8 protein-coding genes are annotated in these 24,293 nt (G+C 33.4%); 1 reads left to right on the forward strand and 7 read right to left on the reverse strand.

What is annotated here, in order from left to right:
• The first annotated feature begins 41 nt into the window (after window positions 1-41).
• Window positions 42-737, forward strand: a complete 696-nt coding sequence (locus Q0845_RS05735; RefSeq protein WP_298510476.1) for an ABC transporter ATP-binding protein — start codon at window positions 42-44, stop codon at window positions 735-737.
• Window positions 738-882: 145 nt separating this feature from the next.
• Here the strand turns inward: Q0845_RS05735 and Q0845_RS05740 are convergent, their stop codons facing one another.
• The 7 genes from Q0845_RS05740 to Q0845_RS05770 all read right to left on the reverse strand — a co-directional run bounded on the left by Q0845_RS05740 (window position 883) and on the right by Q0845_RS05770 (window position 24,283).
• The gene (locus Q0845_RS05740; RefSeq protein WP_298510479.1) at window positions 883-1,980 is read right to left on the reverse strand and encodes a serine hydrolase; all 1,098 of its coding nucleotides are present in this window, start codon (window positions 1,978-1,980) and stop codon (window positions 883-885) included.
• A gap of 160 nt (window positions 1,981-2,140) precedes the next feature.
• A complete protein-coding gene (locus Q0845_RS05745) occupies window positions 2,141-3,052 on the reverse strand; it encodes a class I SAM-dependent methyltransferase (protein WP_298510481.1) in 912 nt (303 codons plus the stop codon).
• A 28-nt stretch (window positions 3,053-3,080) separates the two neighbouring features.
• Complete coding sequence (locus Q0845_RS05750; protein ID WP_298510486.1) at window positions 3,081-3,797, reverse strand: thioesterase II family protein; 717 nt, start codon at window positions 3,795-3,797, stop codon at window positions 3,081-3,083.
• A 44-nt stretch (window positions 3,798-3,841) separates the two neighbouring features.
• Window positions 3,842-5,488 (reverse strand): MBL fold metallo-hydrolase, encoded by a 1,647-nt coding sequence (locus Q0845_RS05755; RefSeq protein ID WP_298510489.1) that lies wholly within the window; start codon window positions 5,486-5,488, stop codon window positions 3,842-3,844.
• 40 nt (window positions 5,489-5,528) lie between these two features.
• A complete protein-coding gene (locus Q0845_RS05760; RefSeq protein WP_298510492.1) occupies window positions 5,529-7,202 on the reverse strand; it encodes a cyclic peptide export ABC transporter in 1,674 nt (557 codons plus the stop codon).
• Window positions 7,203-7,244: 42 nt separating this feature from the next.
• The gene (locus Q0845_RS05765) at window positions 7,245-17,567 is read right to left on the reverse strand and encodes a non-ribosomal peptide synthetase (RefSeq protein ID WP_298510495.1); all 10,323 of its coding nucleotides are present in this window, start codon (window positions 17,565-17,567) and stop codon (window positions 7,245-7,247) included.
• Window positions 17,564-24,283 (reverse strand): non-ribosomal peptide synthetase, encoded by a 6,720-nt coding sequence (locus Q0845_RS05770; protein WP_298510498.1) that lies wholly within the window; start codon window positions 24,281-24,283, stop codon window positions 17,564-17,566. Before Q0845_RS05770 ends, Q0845_RS05765 begins: the two co-directional genes overlap by 4 nt.
• Between the last annotated feature and the right edge of the window lie 10 nt (window positions 24,284-24,293).

Below are 24,293 nucleotides of genomic sequence, written 5' to 3' on the forward strand. Positions count from 1 at the left end.
ACCTTATATTAAGATTTTATATTTATAAAAAAGACCAAGAAATGATCGCAATAAATAATTTAAAAAAGACTTTCAGAACTGAAGAAATAGAGACGTTAGTATTAAACAATGTGAACCTAAATGTAAAGCAAGGAGAATTTGTAGCCATTATGGGACCTTCAGGTTGTGGAAAATCTACGTTGTTAAATATTATAGGTATGTTGGATACACCAACAGATGGTAGTTATGAGTTTGCCGGACATGAGATTCAAAACTTAGATCAAAGTGAACGCACTCAACTGCGAAAAGGAAACTTAGGATTTATATTTCAAAGTTTTAATCTTATTGATGAACTTACTGTTTTTGAAAATGTTGAACTTCCACTAATTTATCTTAATATTAAAAAAGATGAACGAAAAAAACGTGTGCGAGAAGTATTGGAACGTATGAAAATTGCACATAGAGAAAAGCATTTTCCGCAACAACTTTCGGGAGGACAGCAACAACGTGTAGCTATTTCTAGAGCAGTAGTTATAAACCCAAAACTAATTCTTGCCGATGAGCCAACAGGTAATTTGGATTCTAAAAACGGAGTTGAAGTAATGGATTTATTAACAGAACTTAATCAGGATGATACAACTATTATTATGGTTACGCATTCAGACAGAGATTCTCATTACGCACATCGTGTAATTAACCTTTTTGATGGACAAATTGTAACCGAGAATATCAATAAAAAGTCTGTAACACATTCGTAATACATACAGCTATTTAATTTTTTATTTCAATATCATTTAGAAAATATGAATAAAAAAAGTCAGAAGATCTTTTCTTCTGACTTTTTTTATTAGTACTGAAATAAGCTTACGATGAATACTAGCTTATCATTTATGGTTCGTTCGTTTATTGATTTAAGTATACTTTTAAAATATCATTTCTTAGTTTTCGCACCACTTTTTCAACTTCTGGAGCGTATGCATTTACAAATATCGCGATTGCTATATCTAGTTCTTTTACAAGTAATACACAGCTATCAAAAGTACCTGCGCTTCCACTATGAATACTAAAGGTTTCTTCATCTTTTTGTCTACTACTCCAACCTATTGAGTAGCTAGAAAAATCGATATTTGCATAGTGTATATAATTATAAGTTGCTGCTGTTACGATGTTATCACTTCCGTGAAGTCCTTTTAAATTTGCTTGCAAAAACTTCCCATAGTCAATAATTGACATATTTAAATCACCCGCAGGTTGCAATACTTCTGCAAATTGATATTTTCCATCTGGCTCTTGTATTGTGAGATATGTATTTTCTTTAACTAGCCAATGTCCCCAAGGTTGTGCCGCATTGAAATTACCTGGCCAACCTGAGCTTGCCTTCATATGTAATGGTATAAATATATATTCTTGAAGTAATGCTTCCCAACCCTTTCCACTAACTTTTTCTAACATCGATGCAGCTAATGAATATCCTGCATTTGAATATACATATCCTGATTCGAGATCTGGATTTACGGGAGGAAAATTTAAAACATCAATCGCAAATTCAAGCCTTCTTTTAGCTTTGCTTTTTGATTTATATGCTGGAATTGCATCCCATTCCGGATCTTCCGTATAGGGTTTTAATCCAGCTCTATGCGACAAAAGTTCATTGAGTGTAATATTACAATAGTCTTCTTTGGAAAACTGTTCTATTTCAGGAAAAACATCAAAAAATCTAGTATCCCAATTTATTTTCCCTTCTTCTACTAGTTTTCCAGCAATGGTCGCTGTAAAAGCTTTGGTTAAAGAACCAATATGAAACCTGTCGTTTAGCGTTATTTTATCATTGCCTAAAAGTTTTCGTTCACCACTAACAGCACTATTTAAAATAGAATCACTATTTACTACAATTGCTGCCATACCAGGAATCATATGATTCTGAGTGGCTTCTGAAATTAATTCATTGAACTTTTTTTGTGACAATACAGGTTTCTGCGCCATACCTATAGAAAAACTCATGAATAAAATTAAAACTATCCAAAATTTAGGCTTAATAGATATCGCTTTTTTTATAAACTCTATCATTCAGTATACATTGAATCATTTTTGAGAAAAGCAATTACACTTTTCTTCCTTAAAACTACTGATAATATTTTTATTTATAAGCGTAAGTCATTGATTAGTTTGAATAAATTATTGTTTGAAAGTATTCATCATTAGAAATGGTATAATCTTCAGATTCTAATCGTCCAACTTCCTTAAAAACTGTAGAACGTTCCATTGCAGGAAAAGGATTTCTTAAAAATATAAGTTTTACAATAATATTTCTGGTCGCAATAAATTCTTCTAGGTTTTTTATAAATTGATTGGAGATGTTTTCTGTAAACGGTTCCCAAAAATACAAGACCATATTGCTTTCAGAAAAGTTAAAACTCAATGCATCTACACAGTGTAAATCGCATTTTATTTTTTTACCTGTTTTTGCTTCATATCGCGCTACATTTTTCTCTGCAATTTCATGTAAATAGTTAGAAATTTCTACTCCAGCCACTCTTTTAAAAGGGTATTCTGAAGCTATGAGTAAATTTCTTCCCATACCTGAACCAATATCTATAAAAACAAAATCGCTATATGTTACTCCATATTTTACTAAGGAATTTAATGCGAGTTTTACTGAATTTACAGGACTTGGATGATATCTTGCTGAGTTTATATATCTGTCTGGAGAAATTAATTCTTCCATTTCAAATTGTTCAACAATAACATCTGTAATGGTGTCATAAGTAGCATCAAAACTATCTTTCTTTTCTCTTTCTTCGGTGTAATAGTCAAATGATTCTAATACAACTTTTTCATTTGAAATTGATGTAATAAACTGTTCTACCTCAACATTTAATGTAAATAAATAGTAGTTAATGAGGTTCTGTAAGTTTGATGCTGTTTTTTGATCTTTTTTATCCAGAACCTCTTTGCAAACCTTTAAAAATTCAGTTCTTTTATCATCTTCGTTTCCTGCATATTTAATACGATCTATGTTACTTTCAAAACTAACTAGTAACTCTGACAGGATATCGTTTTTTATTTCATTCATTTTTTGAATTTTTAGTATTAATTTCTACTTAATTATGTACCGTAGTTTTTATGGAGAGCAATTCTAGCGCAATCCATCGCATTACATGTTTTGGATATTGAAATATGAAAAAGTGCTTCCCTGGAAATTGTTTTATTTTTACGGGATGCAATGATTCTTCTTGCCAAGTTTCAGCTTCTTCAAGAGTTACTTTCTCTTCTTTGCCAATGGCTACTGAAATAGGAATGTTTATCGCCTCAGATGAAGTATAAGTGTAGGTTTCAATTGCTTTAAAATCTGCTCTTAAAATGGGTTCAAAAAGTTCCATTAAATCTTCATCATTAAATACTTCTTCTGGAATACCATCAAGGGTTTTTAATTCTTCTATAAATTCTTTTTTAGGAAGTGTATGCCTTTTTACGTCTTTATCTTTTGCTGATGGACCAGCTCTACCAGAAAAGAACAAGTGTAACGGAGGGTTCAGGTTTTCTTCAAGAATTTTTTTAGCAACTAAAAACCCTGTTAGTGAGCCCATACTGTGCCCATAAATAGCATAGGGTTCTTGCAAATAATCTTTTATTTGATCATAATAATCTGCTACCGTTTCTTCAATACTACTGGGTAATTTTTCAGAAAAACGCATTCCTCTTCCAGCTGATTCAATAGGAATAAGTTTAATATTAGAAGGTATAAACTTTTCATAATCTCTATAAGAATACTTATTTCCACCTGCAAAAGGGAAACAAAACAGATTGATCTTCTTCATAAGTGCCTATGCTTTTTACTTGACTTATTTAATGTAATTACACATTAAACTACTGCGCTTTCTATTTCTTTGCTTGAATACGATTTTTTGTCAAATAATAATTCTTTCTCTCCAAATAATCGTTCAGAAGTAATGCCTCTAGATTCACATTCTTCTACTAGTTTGTTTGATTGTACTATTGGTTCAGATTCGTCTGTGTATACAATACTACTGATAAATTTGCACCAAGGTTCCATTCCCATGGCATATACGTATACTTCTTGAGGATTGAATACATCTACCAATCCCATTCCTCTGTTATGATTACAACCCGCAAGTCTTCGGCTAGAATCTTTATCTCTTGGAAGGTCTTCTGTAAGTAATGGACCGTATAACCAAGTTAAAGGCGCTCCGTCACATTCCATTCCTAAAAATAATACATCTATATCTCCCACTATTTTTTGTACATGTTGATAGAGTTTGTTTTCAATATTACATGAATCTGCTAAAAAGAGTAATGAGAATTCTCCCATTTTTACATGGTGACAAACTTTTGATTGGATATTTAAATCACTGTGTTCTCCAATAAAAGGCAATCCAGTAATGGTACATTCATCACTAAATTTAATTTCTTCCATATCTCCTATTTCCGTTACATTATTGAACCCAATATTGTTAAACATTAGTTTCAAATTAGGATCTTGTAGTGAACCTGAAGTAGATTTTGGAACTACGATGTTTTTGATTTTATGACGTAATGGAAGTAATGTTTCAAAAAGAATATGATCTTGGTGATTGTGCGTAATTAATACATAATCAATTACATCTGGCAAATCGTAGTCTGAAAAATGGTTTACTTCCGATTGGTATCCGTAATAACTAATTAAAGGATCAATTAAGATTGCCATGTCCTTCGTTTCAACAAGTATACATGCATGTCCTAAATAACGCATACGAATTTTGTCTCCTACATATCGTTCGTATGGAATAAATGCTTCTTCTGTAAAGAGTGTTTTGAAAAATGCTTCATCTTTTTCCTCGATGTTCATTATTTCTTTGATTTCTCCAAATGTTTTTGGAGCTCTTTTCATTTTTGCTAGCTCATCAATTGACTTACTTTTAAATGGAATTTCTAAATGCAAAATGCCTGGTTCTTCTAACCTTGGCGTACTTAATACAAAAGGTCTTTCGTCATTATTCGTTACCCATAAAGCAATACTTTGTGCTTCTGGTTTATAGAATTTACTATGGTAAAGTAAGTTTTCAAAAAAGCGGTACGAAGGATTGTTGTTTAAGTCGTACACAAGCTCTACATATCCACGCAATTCATCAGGAATTTTATCATAGAGTTCATTCATAGAAAATCCTGTTGCATGTGTTCTTAACATTTCATCAAGCTCATCAATTGCTTTAGAAAACGTTACTAAATCGCCTAAATAATCATTGGTACGATCTCTAAGTTCTTTTACTTCGTCCACTCTTTTTCCTCCTAAATCCATAAAGGGTCCACCAAGCATTTTTGGGTTTTTCACTGCCGCTTCATGAATTTTTGGAGCTTGAATATATGAGTTCATTATTTTTAAATGTCTTCCTGTTATATTTCTTGCTGCTGTAGCAGGAGAAATAAGATGAGACCATGCATACCATCTGTCAAAAAATGGTTCGATTACCACATTAGGTTTTAAATACACCGTTGTATTATCCGTTATCATAATATTTCTAGTTTAATTTAATTAAGATTAAAAATTTTCTTTATTGTTGAATTGGTTTTACTTCTCTTGGCTGTTTTAGATATTCTTTCACATGCTCAATTTTTCCATAATCGAATTTTATAATTCTGTCTGCATACGAAAAGTATTTATCGTCATGACTAATTGCAATTATGGTTTTTCCTTTTTGCTTTAATTCGGGAATTAGAACACTGTAGAAAAACGCTCTAAATTCAGGATCTTGTTCTGCAGCCCATTCGTCAAGAACAATAATAGGTTTGTCTTCCAATAGTGTATACACCATTGCCAGTCTTTTTTCTTGTCCTTTAGATAAACGATTGTCTATCGTATTTTTTTCTTCATCATATCGAACCACATCCGTTAGCTTCATTTTTGCTATTAAGTCTGTGAGTCTTTTGTTTTCTTCTGTGATTTCAAAACCATCATAATTTTCACTAAATAAGTATGGATGTGTAAAGATGGTAGCTACATGTTTTTTGAATGTTGCTTCACTTTCATCTGGCTCCATTTTATCATTATAGAATTTAATGTTACCACTCTTAGGTTTGTACAAACCTGTTAGTAAGTTTACAAAGGTACTTTTCCCACTTCCGTTGGCTCCTACGATAAAAAGTACTTCTCCTGAGGTGACTTGAAGATTTAGTGGCCCGAGTTCAAAAGCTTTTTCTTTCTTTTTATCAAAGTACTCATAGGAAACTTCTTCGAAGGTAACTTTAGAGAAGTTTGCTGCTTCTGTATGCGCTTCTAGCTCCATATTTGCTGCTACATTTCCGCTGAGCGTTTTGTTGAATTTAGACAATCTTCCTAGTGCAATTTTTACACGTGTATTGGTAGGAATCAGTGTAATTAGTACTGCTATAGGACCAATCATGTATAGTATTGTAACTAGAAAAGCTGAAGTTGCTGCAAAATCTAAATCTATGACACGAGGTAAGGCAAATAATATTGCTCCAATAATAATATACCAACTGTAATTTCCTGTTAGTTCATTGTTAAGATAACTTATACTAGTTTGCTCTCTTAGGTTCCGTGCTTTGCTTCTATTTACTTCTAAAAATTTTGTATGTATGTTGTGGTTTCTTGTTAGGCTCATTTTTAATTCTTTAAACCCTAACAGTAAGTCATTCAAATACCTAAAATAACTATTTTGCAAGCTTCGTAAATGCTCTAATTTTCGTTCAATTCTTGTATTCCTCCAAATGTAAATTACCAACAACATTGCCATTACAAACAATACGCATCCGCCACCAATAACAGAGGTCATGAATAGGTATATAAAGCAACATGTAATGATGATTAATGAGTTAATTGCATTCATGATGACTTCAGGTAAATTCCCTAAAGCTCTAATATCGCCCATGGCCGTAAACACTTTTTCTTTTCCTAGTTCTTCAAAATCTTGAAAACTGGCGTTTTTTACTTTTCGTAAAACCATCATTTCAAAATCGAACGTAATCTTTGTGCTTAATTTTATGAGGAATGTTTGAAATAGTTTTGCTGCTAAAAAAGAAACAATCACTATTGAAGAAAACACCAACCAGTCATATTCTGGAAAAAAGGGAATAGGCGTTTTTGTTATGGCACTATTTATAAACATTAACAAAGCAATGTTTAGTAGTCCATTAATTACACTTATTAGAACCAATGCTGCGTAAAAAGCTTTTGATCTATTTAATAAAATCTTAAGAAATTCCATTTTTTAATTTTTATGTAGTAATTTTTAATTGTGCGTTTGACCTTAGTCTATTGAAATAAAGTGTTGAATGTGTGTGACCACATCGTTGAGATTTTCGTGGTTTAAAATTTCATAGTGACTTCCCTTTGCAAATTCGTTTTTGAGATTCCCTTTCGTATAGTTACTCCACTGGTGCATGTTTGCATTTTTATCGTTGTTCCTGCTTTCTATGGTAAGTATGTCACTTTGTATAGTACCATTCATGCGATAGTCATTATGAATTTTTAAGTTGTTGAGATAAAATTTCTTTAGCTGCGCTATTTCCTGTTGGTTTAATGCTTCTAAAGATGCACCCAAATTGATTTGTAATAGTTCGTCTAACTCTTCATCTGAAATTTTAGTTAGATCCTGATTTTTTATTGTTGATTTTACACCTTTATCAAGTAGAATCAGTTTTGGTGTAAATCCATTATTTTCAAGCAGTTTAATTAACTCAAAGGCTATTAATGCTCCCATTGAGTATCCTAATACTGTGATCTCCGTTTTGTATACAGATATATTTGCAATTTCATTGTAATATTCTTGCGCTAGTTCTTCAATACTATTTGCTATTTCTGTATTTCCATCAAAGCCTTTGTACTGAAATCCATAACATCCTGTATATTTTTCTAATTGCGTTGCTACATTTTTATAAATTGTAGATGATCCTCCAATAGGTGGAATTAGGAAGAGTTTATGATCAGACAGATTTGTTTTGTTTAGCTGAATTAATAAGTTGCTTTCTATTTTTCCTTCTTGGATTAAATACGCGTGTAATGTTTCAATACTTGGATGATTGTAAATTGATACTAAATCTACATTTACGCCCATTTTTTTATGTATTACAGATGAAAGTTTGACTGCTTTTAATGAATGTCCACCAAGTTCAAAGAAGTTGTCTCTTACACCTATTTTTTCTCTCCCCAATACTTCTTCCCAAATATCAACTAGTCGTAATTCATACTCGTTTCTAGGTGCTAGATAATTATTGGTTTTTAACGTTAGTGTGTCTATTTTCGGAAGCGCTTTTCTATCTAATTTACCGTTTGGAGTTACTAAAAACTCTTCTACCTTAACAAAGTGCGACGGAATCATATATATCGGCAAGAATGCTTCTAGTTTTGCTCTAAAGTCTACTTCTTCGTAGTTTTCTAGAGTTGAATAATACGCTATTAATACTTTATTTCCGGTGTCATCAGAATGTGCAAGAACAATCGTTTTGTCTATTCCTGACAGTTTTTGCAATGTATTTTCTATTTCTCCTAGTTCTATTCGATAGCCTCGTATTTTTACTTGCGTATCTTTTCTATCTAAAAACTCAATATTTCCGTCAGCTCTCCACTTTCCTAAATCTCCAGTTTTATATAATTTTTCTCCTTCTATAAATGGATGTGGAATAAACTTCGAATTCGTCAATTCTTCTCTATGGAGATATCCTCTACTCAAACCTTTACCACTTATACATATTTCTCCTTTTATTCCTATAGGTTGTAATTGTAAATTATCATCTAGAATATAGATTTGAGTATTTGAAATCGGTTTTCCAATGGGTATTGTATTGCCTGAATATTCTTGTAGTTTTATTGAAGTAGCCACAACTGTACTCTCTGTTGGCCCATAGTTATTGATAACATTGTTGGCGTATTTTTGGAGTTTATCTCCTCCTGTCAATATCATGGTATCTCCTAAATCAACTCCTTCTTCAATTAGTTGTTCACAAATTATTGTAGGAAAAAAACTGTGCGTTATTTTGTTTTCTAAAAGAATCGATTTTAATCCAGCAATGTTTAAACTAACTTCATTCCTTATTGGATACAAACAGCCGCCCGATAGTAAGTAAGGCCATATTTCCCAAACGGAAGCATCAAATCCTGTTTTTGCATATAGTGTTGCACGACTAGAAGCATTTACATTATAATATTCTTGATGCCAGCTACATAGATTGAGTAAAGACGTATGCGCTATCATTACTCCTTTAGGATTTCCAGTGGTTCCTGAAGTATAAATAACATACATTAAATCATTTGACGTATTAATATTATCTACAGATTGTGATGACACATTTTCTGTTGCTTCTGAAAGTTCTTTGAATAAAATTTTAGGGCAAGAAAATGTATGATTCAATGTTTTTTCATCATGAATGAGTAAAATAATTCCAGAATCAGAAACTATATAATTGACACGATCTTGCGGATAATCAGGATCTATTGGCACATATGCAGCGCCCGATTTTATAATTCCCATGATTGTTATAATCATTGTATCCGAGCGATCCATCATTACTCCGATAAGCGTATCTGGAGTTATGGTATGTTGTGTTCTTAGATACTGAGCAATACGATTTGAACGTTCATTCAATTCGTTGTACGTTATTATATTTCCTTGAAAACTAACTGCTGGTGCATTTGGATTTTTTGTTACCTGAGCTTCAAATATACTTTGTACTGTATTTTTAGATGGAAATACACGTTTTGTATCATTAAACGTTTTTAACAACTGATGTTGTTCTGCTTCAGAGATATAGTTATATTGACTAATTGAGGTTTTTGGATTTGCTATAATGGATGCTAAAAGTGTTTTGTAATGTGTCTTCATTCGCTCTATACGAGCAGCATCAAACAAATCGGGATTGTAAATTATATTTACTTGTATTCTTTCTCCTCTTTCTATAAAACCAATGTTTAAATCGTATTTACTTACATCGGCACCTACATCAGATTCTTCCGTAATTTTTGTCTCATCTTCGTCTGCGGCATCGGTAACGTTTTGTAATATCACCATGACATCAAATAATGGTGAGCGACTCATATCTCGTTCTAAATCCAATTCATCTACCAACATATCAAACGGATACGATTGATGATCTTGTGCATCTAACGTCGTTTCTTGTACTTGAGTTAATAATGCTAAGAAATCTTTATTTCCTGAGAACTGTGTACGCAATGCCAACGTGTTTATGTAAAAACCTATCTGACCTTCCAATTCTTCATTTGCGCGTCCAGCCGTTGGCGTTCCTACAATGATATCTTCTTGTCCTGTGTAACGATATAAAAGCGCTTTTACGGTAGCCAATAAGGTGATAAACAATGTACTTCCTTGGCGTATGCTTAAGGCTTTTAATTCTTTGCTTACTTCTTCTGAGAGTCCAAATCGAATGCTATCACCATTGTAAGTTTTAACAGCGGGTCTTGGATAATCTAGCGGTAATTCAAGCACAGGTAATTCGCCTCCTAATTGCGTTAACCAATACGATTGTGCTTCTTTGTACGCTCCTGTTCTTAGTCCTTCATTTTGCCAATGTGCATAGTCTTTGTATTGAATACGTAATGGAGGTAAAGGATTCGAAGCGCCTTTTTTGTAGGCTTCATATAATGCCAATACTTCTTGTATTAATACTTTTATAGACCATCCATCAGATATGATATGATGCATGTTTAAGAAAAAGATATAATCGTCCTTTTCTAAGTGAAAGAGCGTTCCTCGAATTAGAGGTCCTTTTTCTAAATCGAAACCAAGTTTGCAGGATGCTATGATTTGCTTTTCTATTGCTTCTTCCTTACTTCCACGATTTCTAAAATCTTTATATTGTATATTAAAAGAAGCTTCCTCATGTATTATTTGCCTTGGCTCACCATCTATGTTTACAAAAGTAGTTCGTAAGATTTCATGACGAGAAATTAGCGTGTCAAAGGCACGTTGAAAAGAATCGGCATCAAGTGATTCTAGCGGATAGATTCCAGGTATATTATATACCGATTTGCTTTCTTCAAATTGTTCTAAAATCCAAAGTCGCTTTTGTGCATGAGAGACTTCATAGCTTTCTTGCGCTACTACTACTGTTGTATTGCTTGTATAGTTTACAGATTCTGATGTACTGATATGTGCGGCTAAAGATTCGATTGTAGGATTTGAAAAGATATCCTTCAATGTTACTTTGGTGTGTAAAACCTTGAAAATACGCGACATTACTTGAAATGCCTTTAAAGAATGTCCGCCTAATTCAAAGAAATTATCGGTTACACCTATTTTTTCTCTAGCTAATACTTCTTCCCAAATACCAACTAAACCTTCTTCATATTCGTTTCTAGGTGCTACATAATTGGTCGTATCTAAAGAGAAAGTATCTGGCGACGGAAGTGCTTTTCTGTCCAACTTGCCATTATTATTCATTGGAAATTCGTCTAAGACAATAATTCTCCTCGGAATCATATAATGTGGCAAACGATTTTTTAGGTATTCCTTAATTTCCTCAACTTCAACGGCATCTTGACTTTCCACATAGGCTACTAAGTATTTTTCTTCTCCTTCAACATCAATGACACTCATAACAGCATCACTAATTTTTGTATGTTGGATGAGTGTGTTTTCTATTTCATCAAGTTCAATTCTATACCCACGTATTTTAAATTGCGTGTCCGTTCTTCCTAAAAACTTGATACTTCCATCCGTTAGCCAAACACCTTTGTCTCCAGTCTTGTACAATCTGTTTTCTGAAATGTCTGGAAGTTTTTGAAACGATCTTAATGTTTCCAATGGAGAATTCATATAGCCTTCTGCCAAGCCATATCCTTCAACATATAGTTCTCCTGGAATTCCTATGGCAACAGGTTGCGCATTAGCATCTAATAAATGAATTTTATGGTTTGCAAGCGGTTTTCCAATCACATCAATAGCTGCTAAGTTTTCGATATGATGGTAGGTTATGCAAACTGTTGCTTCTGTAGGACCATACGTATTATAGATAGCTACTTGATCAATCAGTTGATCTATATATCCTACTTTTAACTTGTCTCCACCGCTTATTAAAATTCGTAACGAATTCAGATATGCTGCACGTTCATTTAATTCATTAATGATAAGTGGCGTTGCGCTTAAGAGTGTAATTTTATTTTCATGAATTACCGTTGTAAGCTCATCAATATCTCTTCCTCCTTCTTTCATCAGAAATAGTTGTCCGCCTACACATAAAATTGGAAATATTTCTTCTACCGAAACATCAAATGCTAAAGATGATTGCTGAATTATTTTATCTTCATAAGTGATCTTAAAATATTCGCCAAAAGTATTCGTATAATCACTTAAGGCATGATGTGAAATCATTACACCTTTTGGCATTCCTGTGGTCCCCGAAGTGTATAATATATACGCTAGTTTGTCTGAAGAAATAGGTATGTTTAGATTTTCATCCGAATACTGAGTTAAAGATTCTTGTATTTCTTCTAAAGAAATCAATGCTATTTCCTTATCAAGTAGCGTATCTTCAATAGTAACATCCGTAATTAAACAATTTACTTCAGCATTTTCAAGCATGTACTTAGCACGTGCAATTGGTGTTTCTCGATCTACAGGCACATAACATCCACCAATTTTAAGAATTGCAAGCATGCTTATAATTTGCCATTCAGAGCGTTCTATATATATTCCTATTTTGGATTGCTCACTGGTTGTTTTTGATGTTAAAAGATAGGCTGCAAGCTGATTTACTTTTTTATTGAGTGTCGCATAGGTCAGTTCATTGGATTGAAAAGTAACCGCAATTGAATCTGGATATTTGCTTACTTGTTCTTCAAATAGATTTACAACTGTTTTAGAAACATCAATCGTTTTATAAGGCAGATTGAATTTTGTTAATAATAGCTGTTGTTCTGTTTCAGAGATATAATTCAATTGATTAATTGCTCTGCTCGGATTTGCAATAATTGAACCTAAAAGTGTTTGATAATGTTCTTGCATTCGCGCTATACGAGCAGCATCAAATAAATCAGGATTGTAGTTGATACTTACTTGGATTCTTTCTCCTTTTTCTACAAAACTAATGTCCAAATCATATTTACTTACAATGATGTCTGAACTAGATTCTTCCGTAATTGTTGTGTCGCCATCTTCGGCAGCATCATTGACATTTTGTAATATCACCATGACATCAAATAATGGAGAACGACTCATATCTCTTTCTAAATCCAATTCATCTACCAACATATCAAACGGATACGATTGATGATCTTGAGCATCTAACGTCGTTGCTTGTACTTGATTTACTAATGCTAGGAAATCTTCATCTCCTGAAAACTGCGTACGCAATGCCAAGGTGTTTATATAAAAGCCAATCTGATCTTCTAATTCTTCATGATCTCGTCCTGCCGTTGGCGTTCCTATAATGATATCTTTTTGTCCTGTGTAGCGATATAAAAGTGCTTTTACAGTAGCTAATAAGGTGATAAATAATGTACTTCCTTGATGTCTACTTAATACTTTTAATTCTTTTGTTATTTCTTCTGAGAGTCCAAATCGAATACTATCGCCATTGTACGTTTTAACAGCGGGTCTTGGATAATCTAATGGCAATTCTAACACAGGCAATTCGCCTCCTAATTGCCTTAACCAATACGATTGCGCTTCTTTATAACCTCCTGTTCTTAGTGTTTCATTTTGCCAATGTGCGTAATCTTTGTATTGAATGCGTAATGGTGTTAAAGGATTCGAAGCTCCTTTTGTATACGCTTCATATAATGCCAACACATCACCAATTAAGACTTTTATAGACCATCCATCGGATATGATATGATGCATGTTTAGAAAAAATACATAATCTTCTCCTTCCATCTGAAATAACTTCCCTTGAATCAATGGTCCGTTTTCTAAATCAAAATCTTTTTTACAAGCTTCTATGATTTGGTTTTCTAATACTTCTTCTCTATCGTTGTGACTTCTAAGATCTTCATATTCTAGATCGAAAGGAGTTTCTGTATGTACTATTTGTCTAGGTTCGCCATTGATATTGACAAACGTAGTTCGCAAGATTTCATGACGAGAAATTAACGTATCAAAAGCACGTTGAAAAGCAGCAACATCAAGTGATTCTAGCGGATAAATCCCTGGCATATTGTATGCTGATTGACTTTCCTCAAATTGTTGTAGTATCCAAAGGCGCTTTTGTGCATGCGACACTTCATAACTTTCTTGATGCGCTATTGATGGAATAGCTATATAATCTACGGACTCTAATGTATGAATATGTGTAGCTAAAGATTCGATGGTAGGATTTGAAAAGATATCCTTCAATGTTACTTTGGTGTGTAAAACCTTGAAAATACGCGACATTACTTGAAATGCCTTTAGAGAATGTCCGCCCAGTTCAAAGAAATTATCGGTTACTCCTATTTTTTCTCTAGCTAACACTTCTTCCCAAATACTTACCAAACCTTCTTCATATGCGTTCCTTGGCGCTACATAATTGGTTGTATCTAAAGAGAAAGTATCTAGTGTCGAAAGTGCTTTCTTATCTAATTTACCATTGGCTGTTAATGGTAATTTTTCCAATTCCATAAAATATGACGGAATCATAAAACTAGGCAATAGTTCGCTCAATTTTGACTTTAGAATATTTTTCGTTATTTCTGATTGCTTGTACAAACTATAATAGGCAACAAGAGCTTTGTCATTATTTGAACTTTTTACGTCTACAAAAGCACTTGATATTTCTTTTATAGTTAACAACGCATGTCGTATTTCTTCTACTTCTATTCGATAGCCTCGTATTTTTACTTGACTATCGCTACGTCCTAGATATTCAATGGTACCATCTGCCATCCATCGTCCCATATCACCCGTTTTATACAAACGTGCGCCTTCTTCAAATGGATCTGCTATAAATTTCTTTTTTGTTAAGCTTTCTTTGTTTAGATAACCTCTTCCTACACCAGCACCACCTATGCATATTTCGCCTGGTATACCAATTGGCATTAAATTATGCGAGTTGTCTAATAGTACCACTTTTGTGTTTGGAAGTGGCTTTCCGATGGGAACATTTTTTCCAATATTAGTCCCTGTAGCAATTTGACATGTGGAATCAACTGTTGCTTCTGTAACTCCATATACATTGACAAGACGACTTGTTTCTCCTAGTATTGATTGGTATTCAATTGCTTGTTTATTTTCAAGCGCTTCTCCTCCTACTAATGTATATCCTAAATGACAATCTTGTAAATTTCTCTCTTTTAGTGATGCAAGTACATGTGGCAAATAACTTGGTGTTACATCTAAAACATTTACATTTTCTTTCAGAATTACTTCTGCCAATGCAGCTGGATTCTTTTTTGTTTCTTCTGAAGGAATTACCAAACAACCGCCATTTAAAAATGGTGGAAATAATTGTTTTACAGAGGAATCAAAACTATAAGAAGCCGTCAATAATGTTGTTGCATTTTCTTCATAAGAACTATATACAAGATCATATAACCAACTACATAAGTTTGCTACTGAACCATGTTCTATTAAAGAACCTTTTGGATTACCTGTTGTTCCCGAAGTATAAATTACATAAATAAGGTTGCTGCCAGCGCTTTGAAGTGGAAGATTTACAACAGGTTTTGTATAAATTGTTGTGTTGTAAATATCCAATGTTGTTGCATTGGCAATATCTTCTACACAAGCTTCTTCTGTAATTACTAATTTAACGTTACTATCTTCTATTAAATAGTTTTTTCGTGTTTTTGGATACGCAGGATCAATTGGCACATAGGCTGCGCCTGATTTTAAAATTCCCCAAATTCCTACAATTAGTTCTGCTGATCGATTTAAAGAAATTCCGATTAAATCTTCAGTATTCACCTCATACTGTTCCTTTAAATAATGCGCCAATTGATTGGAACGTTCATTTAATTCATTATACGTTAATGATATTCCTTCTGAAGTTACCGCAATAGCATTCGGTGTTTTTGCTACTTGCGTTTCAAACTGTTCTACAACTGTTTTATAGGAAACTGCACTTGTGTATGGTGTGTTGAATTTGTTTAATATCTGAGTTCTTTCATTTGTTGAAATAAATGAAAGTTTGTTTATTTTTTCTTCCGTATTCAGAATGATGCTTCTGGATAAGATTTTAAAATGTGTAGCAAGTCTTTGTATAGTTTCTGATGTAAATATGTCTTTACTATACGTGATGTTTACATGAAGATTACCTGCATTTTCTGCAAAAGTAATTGACATGTCAAATTTACTGATGCTTCTCGCTGGTTTGGCAAATGCAACATCCGTTTCTTCAACATCGCTTTCTGTTTGATTTTCTATTTCTTTCATAGAAACCATAACATCAAACAATGCAGAACGACTCATGTCTCTCTCCAAATCCAATTCGTCTACTAAGTGATCAAATGGATATTGTTGATGACGAAAAGCACCTAGTGCCGTATTTTTTACTTTCGTTAATAAGACACTAAAAGAATCATCTTCTAAAAAACGAGTTCTTAATGCAAGTGTATTTATATAGAATCCTATTTGACCATTCAAATCTGGATGATCTCTTCCTGCAACAGGCGTTCCAACAATGATATCATTTTGACTCGTATATTTATAAAATAGCGTTTTTACAACGGTTAATAGCGTCATAAAAGGAGTAGCACCTTTTGATAATCCGAAATTCTTTAAAGATGTATAGATAGATCTATCAATCGTAAAGTTTAGGTCTGCTCCTTTGTGTGTTTTTGTTGGCGGTCTTGAAAAGTCAGATGGTAATTGTAATACAGGAATGTTACCACTAAATTGATCTAGCCAATATTTTTTTGAACTTGCCAATTTTCCGCCATGTGTCATTTCATTTTGCCAATATGCATAGTCCTTATATTGAATAGGCAACAAAGGCAATTTAGGCATTGTATTACTAAGAAAAGTACTGTATAAATACCCAAATTCTTTTTCCATTACTGACATGGACCAAGCATCAGAAATAATATGATGCATGGTTAAGAATAGTACAAAATCATCTGTACTTGTCTGAACAACGGTCACTCTTAGTAATGGACCACTGCTTAGGTTGAACCTTGTTTTTGCTTCTTTTTCGGCAATTTCAGCAACCTCATTTTCTAGGTTTGGATGCTCGCTTATGTCTATAGAATTAATTTTAAATGGAAATTCTTCAAGACTATATATTTTTTGTCGTGGCACTCCATCCACAGAAATAAAAGCAGTTCTTAATATTTCATGCCTTTCTATAAGTGCTAAAAAAGCTTTTTCAAAGGCTCCTTTATGTAAGTGTTTAAAACCGAACGTTGATGATATGTTGTATGCAGATTTTCCATCCGATAATTGGTCTATTAACCACAATCGTTTTTGCGCATGCGACAACTCATAATGATCTTGTATTGCAACTTTTGCAATATGTTTAAAAGAGCCATTGTTTGTTAAGTTTTGAATATAAGATATGATCTCTTGTTTTGATCCTCTTAAATCATCCAAAAGTTCAGGGTACAGTTGCCCCTTCACATCATCAAGGATTAATTGATGATCTTCAACTTTAAGTTTTACTTCAAGCTTTTTCAGCTTAAGAATTAAGTCTTGGACATTACTCATAAACTAACTCTGTTGATCACTTCTTCGTTATTATCTGTTTGATCTTCTTGAAACCAGCACAACGTTTCTATTTGTTTTGACAGACTTTCAAGTATGTGATGTGCAAAAATCATGTTGATATCGACATCTATTTTAAACTCTTCTTTAAGCATATTGGACAATTTTATTGCCTTGATTGAATGTCCTCCAAGATCAAAGAAACTATCGGTAACACTTATCTCATCCAAATCAAGAATTTCTTTCCAGATGCGAACAATTTTTTCTTCATAGGTATTTCTCGGAGCTATAAATTCTCTTTTTGGCTTGTAATTTTCTTCTCCAGAAGCCAATAGTTTTTTGTCTACTTTACCATTAGAATTCACTGGTAAAACAGGCAATTCCACAAAGAATAAAGGAATCATGTATGCAGGAAGATAGTTGGCCATAAACCCTTTTAAATCGACCACTTTTTGTCCTTTTTTCAACGTATAAAATGCTGTCATATGGTTATTACCATCTGCATCTTTTTTGACAATTACAGTGCTATTTTCGAGGTTTTCATTTTTCTTTAGTACGTATTCAACTTCTCCAAGTTCAATTCTATGACCTCTTATTTTTACTTGACTGTCTTTTCGACCAATATATTCTAAATTACCGCTTGGCAACCATTTTCCAAGATCGCCAGTTGCGTACATCTTTTCACCTGTTTCAAACGGATTGTCTATAAATTTTTCTCTGGTAAGTTCTGGTTGTCCTAAATATTCTTTGGCTAAACCAATACCCGATGCATAAATTTCACCAATTTGTCCTATGGCTACTGGCTGTAAAAATTTGTTCAGCACATAGAGTTTCATATTCCCTACAGGTTTCCCTATTGGCATTGAAAGTTTGTCATTGTCGGTTGCTTGTACTTTATATGTTGAGATACAAACTGCGCATTCTGTTGGTCCGTATGCATTGTAATAGTCACTAAATTCACTACAGCTAACTGCATCTTGTACATTACATGCTTCGCCCGCAGTAACGATGACTCTTAAAAATTTTAGTTTTTCAAGATCGAGCGCCGATAAATAGGATGGCGGCAGTGTTACTTGCGATACTTTTTTGTCTTCTAAGTATTGTATAAATCTGTCAGAATCATTGATGATATTTCTATCGACAAGCACTAAAGTTGCTCCAGAATAGAGCGCCATGAATATTTCATATACAGAAGCATCAAAAGATAGTGATGCAAATTGTAATATGTGATCTTCCGATGTGATACCAAATTCGCGAATTTGATCGAAAGCCATATTAATATTACTATGGTGTTTTATAACAACTCCTTTTGGATTCCCTGTAGATCCTGAGGTAAATATTACATATGCCGGATCTTCAGGTTTGTTAATTATTGCGATGTTTTCTGGCTTTTCTTCTAAGTCGTCCAATTGCAAATCTATTGCAAACAATTCTCCTTTATAATATCCTAAGTCAAATATATAATTGGAATTTGTCAGTAATATTTTAGCACCTGAGTTATCCAATAAGTATTCTTTTCTAGCTGGCGGAAGTTCTGTATCTACAGGAACATACGCTGCTCCTGCTTTTAATACTGCCAAAATACTTACAATTACATCTTCAGAACGATCGAGTAATATACCAACAAAATCACCTCGTTTTATATGTGCACTTTCTCTTAAATAATGTGCTAGTTTGTTAGCTCTTTGATTCAGTTCTAAGTACGTAAGTGAAGTGTCTCCAAACACAACAGCTTCCTGATTAGGAAATTGTTCCACTCGCTGCTCAATGATTTGAGAGATTGTTTGATGTATTGGATATTCATATGAAGCAGTATTGAAATCAACTAAGATTTTGTTTTCCTCTTTTTTATTAAGATACGTTAATGATTGTAATGATGCTTCTGGTTGCTGAACGATGCTTGATAATAATACTTTGTAGTTTTCATGCATTAATTGCATTTGTTCTTCAGAGAAAAGATCAGAATTGTAGTTAATACTTACTTCCAAACCTTCTTTGTGTTCTTTGAAGTTGAATTTCATATCTACAAAACTAATGGCGAAATCTGTATCGTAAGATGCTACAGCAATGTCTCCCATGCTTTCTATTTCATCAGAATCTTCATAGTTATCTTGCATTACCACAGCAATATCGAATACAGGCGACCTGCTTGGGTCACGTTCAATTTGTATATCTTCTAACAGTTTATCAAAAGGATATATTTGATGTTTGTAAGCACCAAGCATTGTTTCCTTGACCTTTTTTAGAAGTTCTCTATAGTTTTGTTGTTCAGAAAATTGCGTTCGCAATGCCAAGGTATTGATATAAAACCCGACTTGATTTTCTAAGTCTGAGTGATTTCTTCCAGCAATAGGAGAGCCAATAATGATATCTTCTTGCCCAGTATATTTGTATAGAAGCGTTTTTACTGACGCTAGCAACATCATATATAAAGTAACTCCATTAGCCTTTGCCATGTTACTAACTTTATCACTGAGTCCTTTTTCGATTAAAAACTCAACTTTGTTTCCATTGTCTGTTTTTATCGCTGGACGCGGCCAAGTAGTTGCTAGGTTTAAGGTTGGAATTTCACCATCAAATTTGTTTAACCAATAGTCTTGATGTCCTCGTAGTAATTCTCCGTGTAGTTGCTTGTTTTGCCAAGCTGCAAAATCTTTATATTGTATAGCAAGTGGAGCAAGTTTGTTAGGTACATTGTTTTTGTAACAGTTATATATCGCTAACATTTCTTTCATTAACACCTGAATAGACCATCCGTCAGAAATGATGTGATGTGTCATGAATAGAAAGACAAAGTTTTCATCTCCAGTTTGCAGCAAGCTCACTTTTAGCAAAGGCCCTTTTTCAAGATCAAAAGGAACGATTACTTCTTTATTTACTATAGTATCTGCCTTTTGTTCAGGGTTTTCTTCATTGCGAAGATCTTGGTATGCTACTTCAAAGTTATATGTATTTACTGCATGAACCTTTTGTTTTGGCACGCCGTCAATACTTGTAAAGGTAGTTCGCAACACCTCATGTCTTTCTACAAGTGTTTTAAACGTCTTTTTGAATGCTTCTATATTGAGTTTCCCTGTTAGTTCATATACTCTTGGTTGATTGTATGTAAGTTTTCCTTTTTCGAAAAGGTCAATAATCCACAATCGTTTTTGCGCATAAGAAACTTCATAATATTCTGATTCTTCTATCGGTTGTATTCCAGCAACTTTTTCTGTTCCTTTAAAATAACCTAATGATGCAGCTAAGTTCTTTGTTTGTTCGCAAAGAAACTCTTCTTTGTAAGCATCTTTCCAGTGATCAGCTACTTTTGGATCAATTTTTTCGTGTCTGAAAAATTTAATATCTCCAATCATATTTGATTCAGCATGAATTCCATCAGTCATTCTATTTTCATTGCCTTTGTATATGTTTAGCATTTGTTCTTGATGCTTTTCTATTCCTAAGAATTCACATAAATCGGCTGTTATCTGCGTGCCGTCTTTCACCATGTCTTCAAATTTGACTACATGTTTTCTGTTGTCTGGAATTTCTTTGAAGAATTCTACAATGTTTTGGTTGCTTGTTAGCCATTCTAGTTCTCCTAATTTACGTGCATCAAAATCATGTTGGTAACGAAAAACCTGCTCCATACGCGTATCTTCATAAGAATGAATGAGTCCGTATGGGTTTCTTTGTAAGTGAATGAATTTTGCGTTTTTGAATGTTTGCTCTATTCTTCTTAAGACATTGATGTCTCTTGCGTACGAAGGACTTTTATCAACAAGTATTCTATTGCCAATCCAACTTTGCAATTTTGCATAGTATTCTTGAACCGACAGATCTTCCTTGATGAAATCGTTCATGACTTCGGCAGCTTTTTCACTGTCTAAATCTAGCAATTCCATGATGGCACGGATATTTCCTTCTTTGTAAAAACTTAGTTTACCGTCTAATTCCTTCTCTCTTTCTTGTAAGGTGTTGAATATCATTAGTTGTAATTCTGGCGGCACAAATAAATCTGGATGTCCAGCCATAATCACTCTTAATAAAGTTGAACCTGATCTTGGTGGTGCTAGTATGAATACTGCCGAATCATTTTTGTTCTCATTTACAGGATATTCTGGTAAAGGTGTAATGATACTGTTCATCTTCTCGATGTCGTTTTCATTCACCTTATCATTATATTCAAGTGTATATTTTTCTAGTTCTAAAGCGAGTTCTTCTATCGTTGATGCATCAAATAAAAGACTTACATGTACTATTTTGTTTAGGTATGTTTGTAATTGATTTACAACACGAATTCCTTTTAGTGAGTCGCCTCCCAATTCAAAGTAATTGTCTTTGATTCCAATTTTCTTTTTTCCTAGAACTTCTTCCCATATTTCAGTTATTTTTTGTTCTAGTGTGGTACTTGGCGCAGTGTATTTACTACTACGTCCCATGGTTGTTTCCGAAGGATCTGGAAGCGCTTTATAATCAATTTTCCCATTTGCTGTTAGTGGAAATTTAGCTATTTCCACAAAATGAGAAGGAATCATATATTCTGGAAGACTTTTACTGATAAAGTCTCTAAGTTCAGTTACATTTTGTTCTTGCGAACCTTTTATATAAGCTGCTAAATAGCGTATTCCTTCTTTATCTTTTTTATCGATTACGATTACGTCTTCGATTTCTTTCTTCGCTGCTAAAACATTTTCTATTTCGCGAAGTTCAACTCGATATCCTTTTATTTTTACTTGTCTGTCAACGCGTCCTAAGAATTGAATTGTTCCATCAGACAGTCTTTTTACGCGATCGCCTGTTTTGTATACTACTTCTTCTTGACCAAAAGGATTTTCAATAAATCGCTCACGAGTTAATGCTTCGTTATTTACATATCCAGCGGACAATCCTGCACCAGCAATATATAATTCTCCACTAACACCAAATGGTGCAATTGCTAGGTTCTGATCTAAAACATACGCTCTTGTATTGTTAATTGGTCTTCCGATGATTGGCGGAATTAAGATGTTTTTTAAATTTTCAGCATCTAATATGTGAGCAATACAACCAATGGTAGATTCTGTTGGACCGTAATGATTTACAAATACGACATCTGGTTTTAGTGCTTTGAATTTTTTGACATCGGAAATGCGCATTTCTTCTCCACCTAAAACAATTAATCGCAAGTCACTATTTGCAAGCAAAGGAGCATCTGCACTTTCCATCATCATGTAAAATAACGATGGCGTTGCCTTTATGTAGCTAATATTATGATCAATAATGTAGTTTGGCAGTCCTGAAATTTCTTTTACAAAATTATCATCTACTAAATGCAATTCTCCACCACTTAATAAGCTTCCCCAAATTGCTGTATATCCAAGATCAAAAGCATAGGAAGAAAGCAATATCGTATTGTCTTTTTGTGTAAGGTTGAATGTGCTTTTTAACCAATATGAATAGTTGTGTAACGATTCGTGTTTGATTTTTACTCCTTTAGGGTTTCCTGTGGTTCCCGAAGTATAAATTATATAGGCAATATCTGAAGAACGATTTCTGTTGGGAAGGTTTTCTCCGCTGTCTTCTAATCCAGGTAATTGAATATCTAATGCGAAAATTTCCGTACTGAAGTTTTCTATGGCATCAAACATTCTTGCTGAATCTGTTAACAGAAGTTTTACCGCTGAATCTTCAAGGATATATGCTATTCTATCTTTTGGTGTATTTGCTGCAATTGGCAGAAAAGTTGCGCCCGCTTTTAAAATCCCAAGCATGGCTATAATGAGCGATTCAGACGTATCTTGCCATATACTTATAACATCTCCTTTTTTAATACCGTACGATGAGATAAGGTTGTTGGCTAGTTTGTTTGAGATTTCATTTAATTCGCTATAGGTAATCGATTTTCCATCGTAAGTAACAGCTTCAGCATTTGGAGTTGCATGTACTTGCGCTTGAAATAATTCTTGTATGGTAAGGTTTTCATCAATAACAACATAGGTATCGTCTATATGATTGATGTAATATTCTTCTTCTGCTTCCGATAATAACTTTACAGCAGTAGGTAGTTCTTGAATGTTTTGTAACATATTTAATAAAGTGTTACAAAAATGTCTTCCTAGTTGATTTGCTTGTTTTTCACAATAGCATGCTGTGTTGTATTTTACTTTTAAACGTAGATCTTCGCCTTCTTCTTCCATATAGAATAAAAGATCCACATTGTTTATATGCTTGTTTTCCTGATTTAATTTATCATAGAAAAAGCCTATTTCATATAAAGCATTGTCATCAACATTTTTATCCTTGTATCTTTTAAGAAAGTTGTCAAAATCAAATTCTTGATTTCTAATGATTTCATTCAAATTTTCAAGAACCGTATTTAGTAAGTTTTTGACGGGTTTATTTGAATCAATCTGTGTTTTAAAGAACACTAGAATATCTGAATTATCGTTTACATGATCATTTCCAAAATAAGGTATCGAGATTATATTGTTGTTCTTATTTGTATATCTGGCCAAAAGCAAATTGAGCGCAGTTATAAAAAGCACGTATTTATTCAATGCTTCTCCTTTTGATATCTTATTTATAATATTGATAAGATCTTCAGAAAGTACAATGTCTAATTCCTTAAGTTGAGGAGAAGCATCGTCTTTCGCCTTCTTTGTAATATCAAATAGAGATGTTAACTCTACTCCTTCTAATTGTTGAAGCCAATAGTCTTCAACAATTATGCTGTTGTGTTTTAAAACCTTATTCTCCATCTTAATAGAT

The organism is uncultured Kordia sp., from assembly GCF_947489565.1.
In the GTDB taxonomy this organism is placed as follows: Bacteria; Bacteroidota; Bacteroidia; order Flavobacteriales; family Flavobacteriaceae; genus Kordia.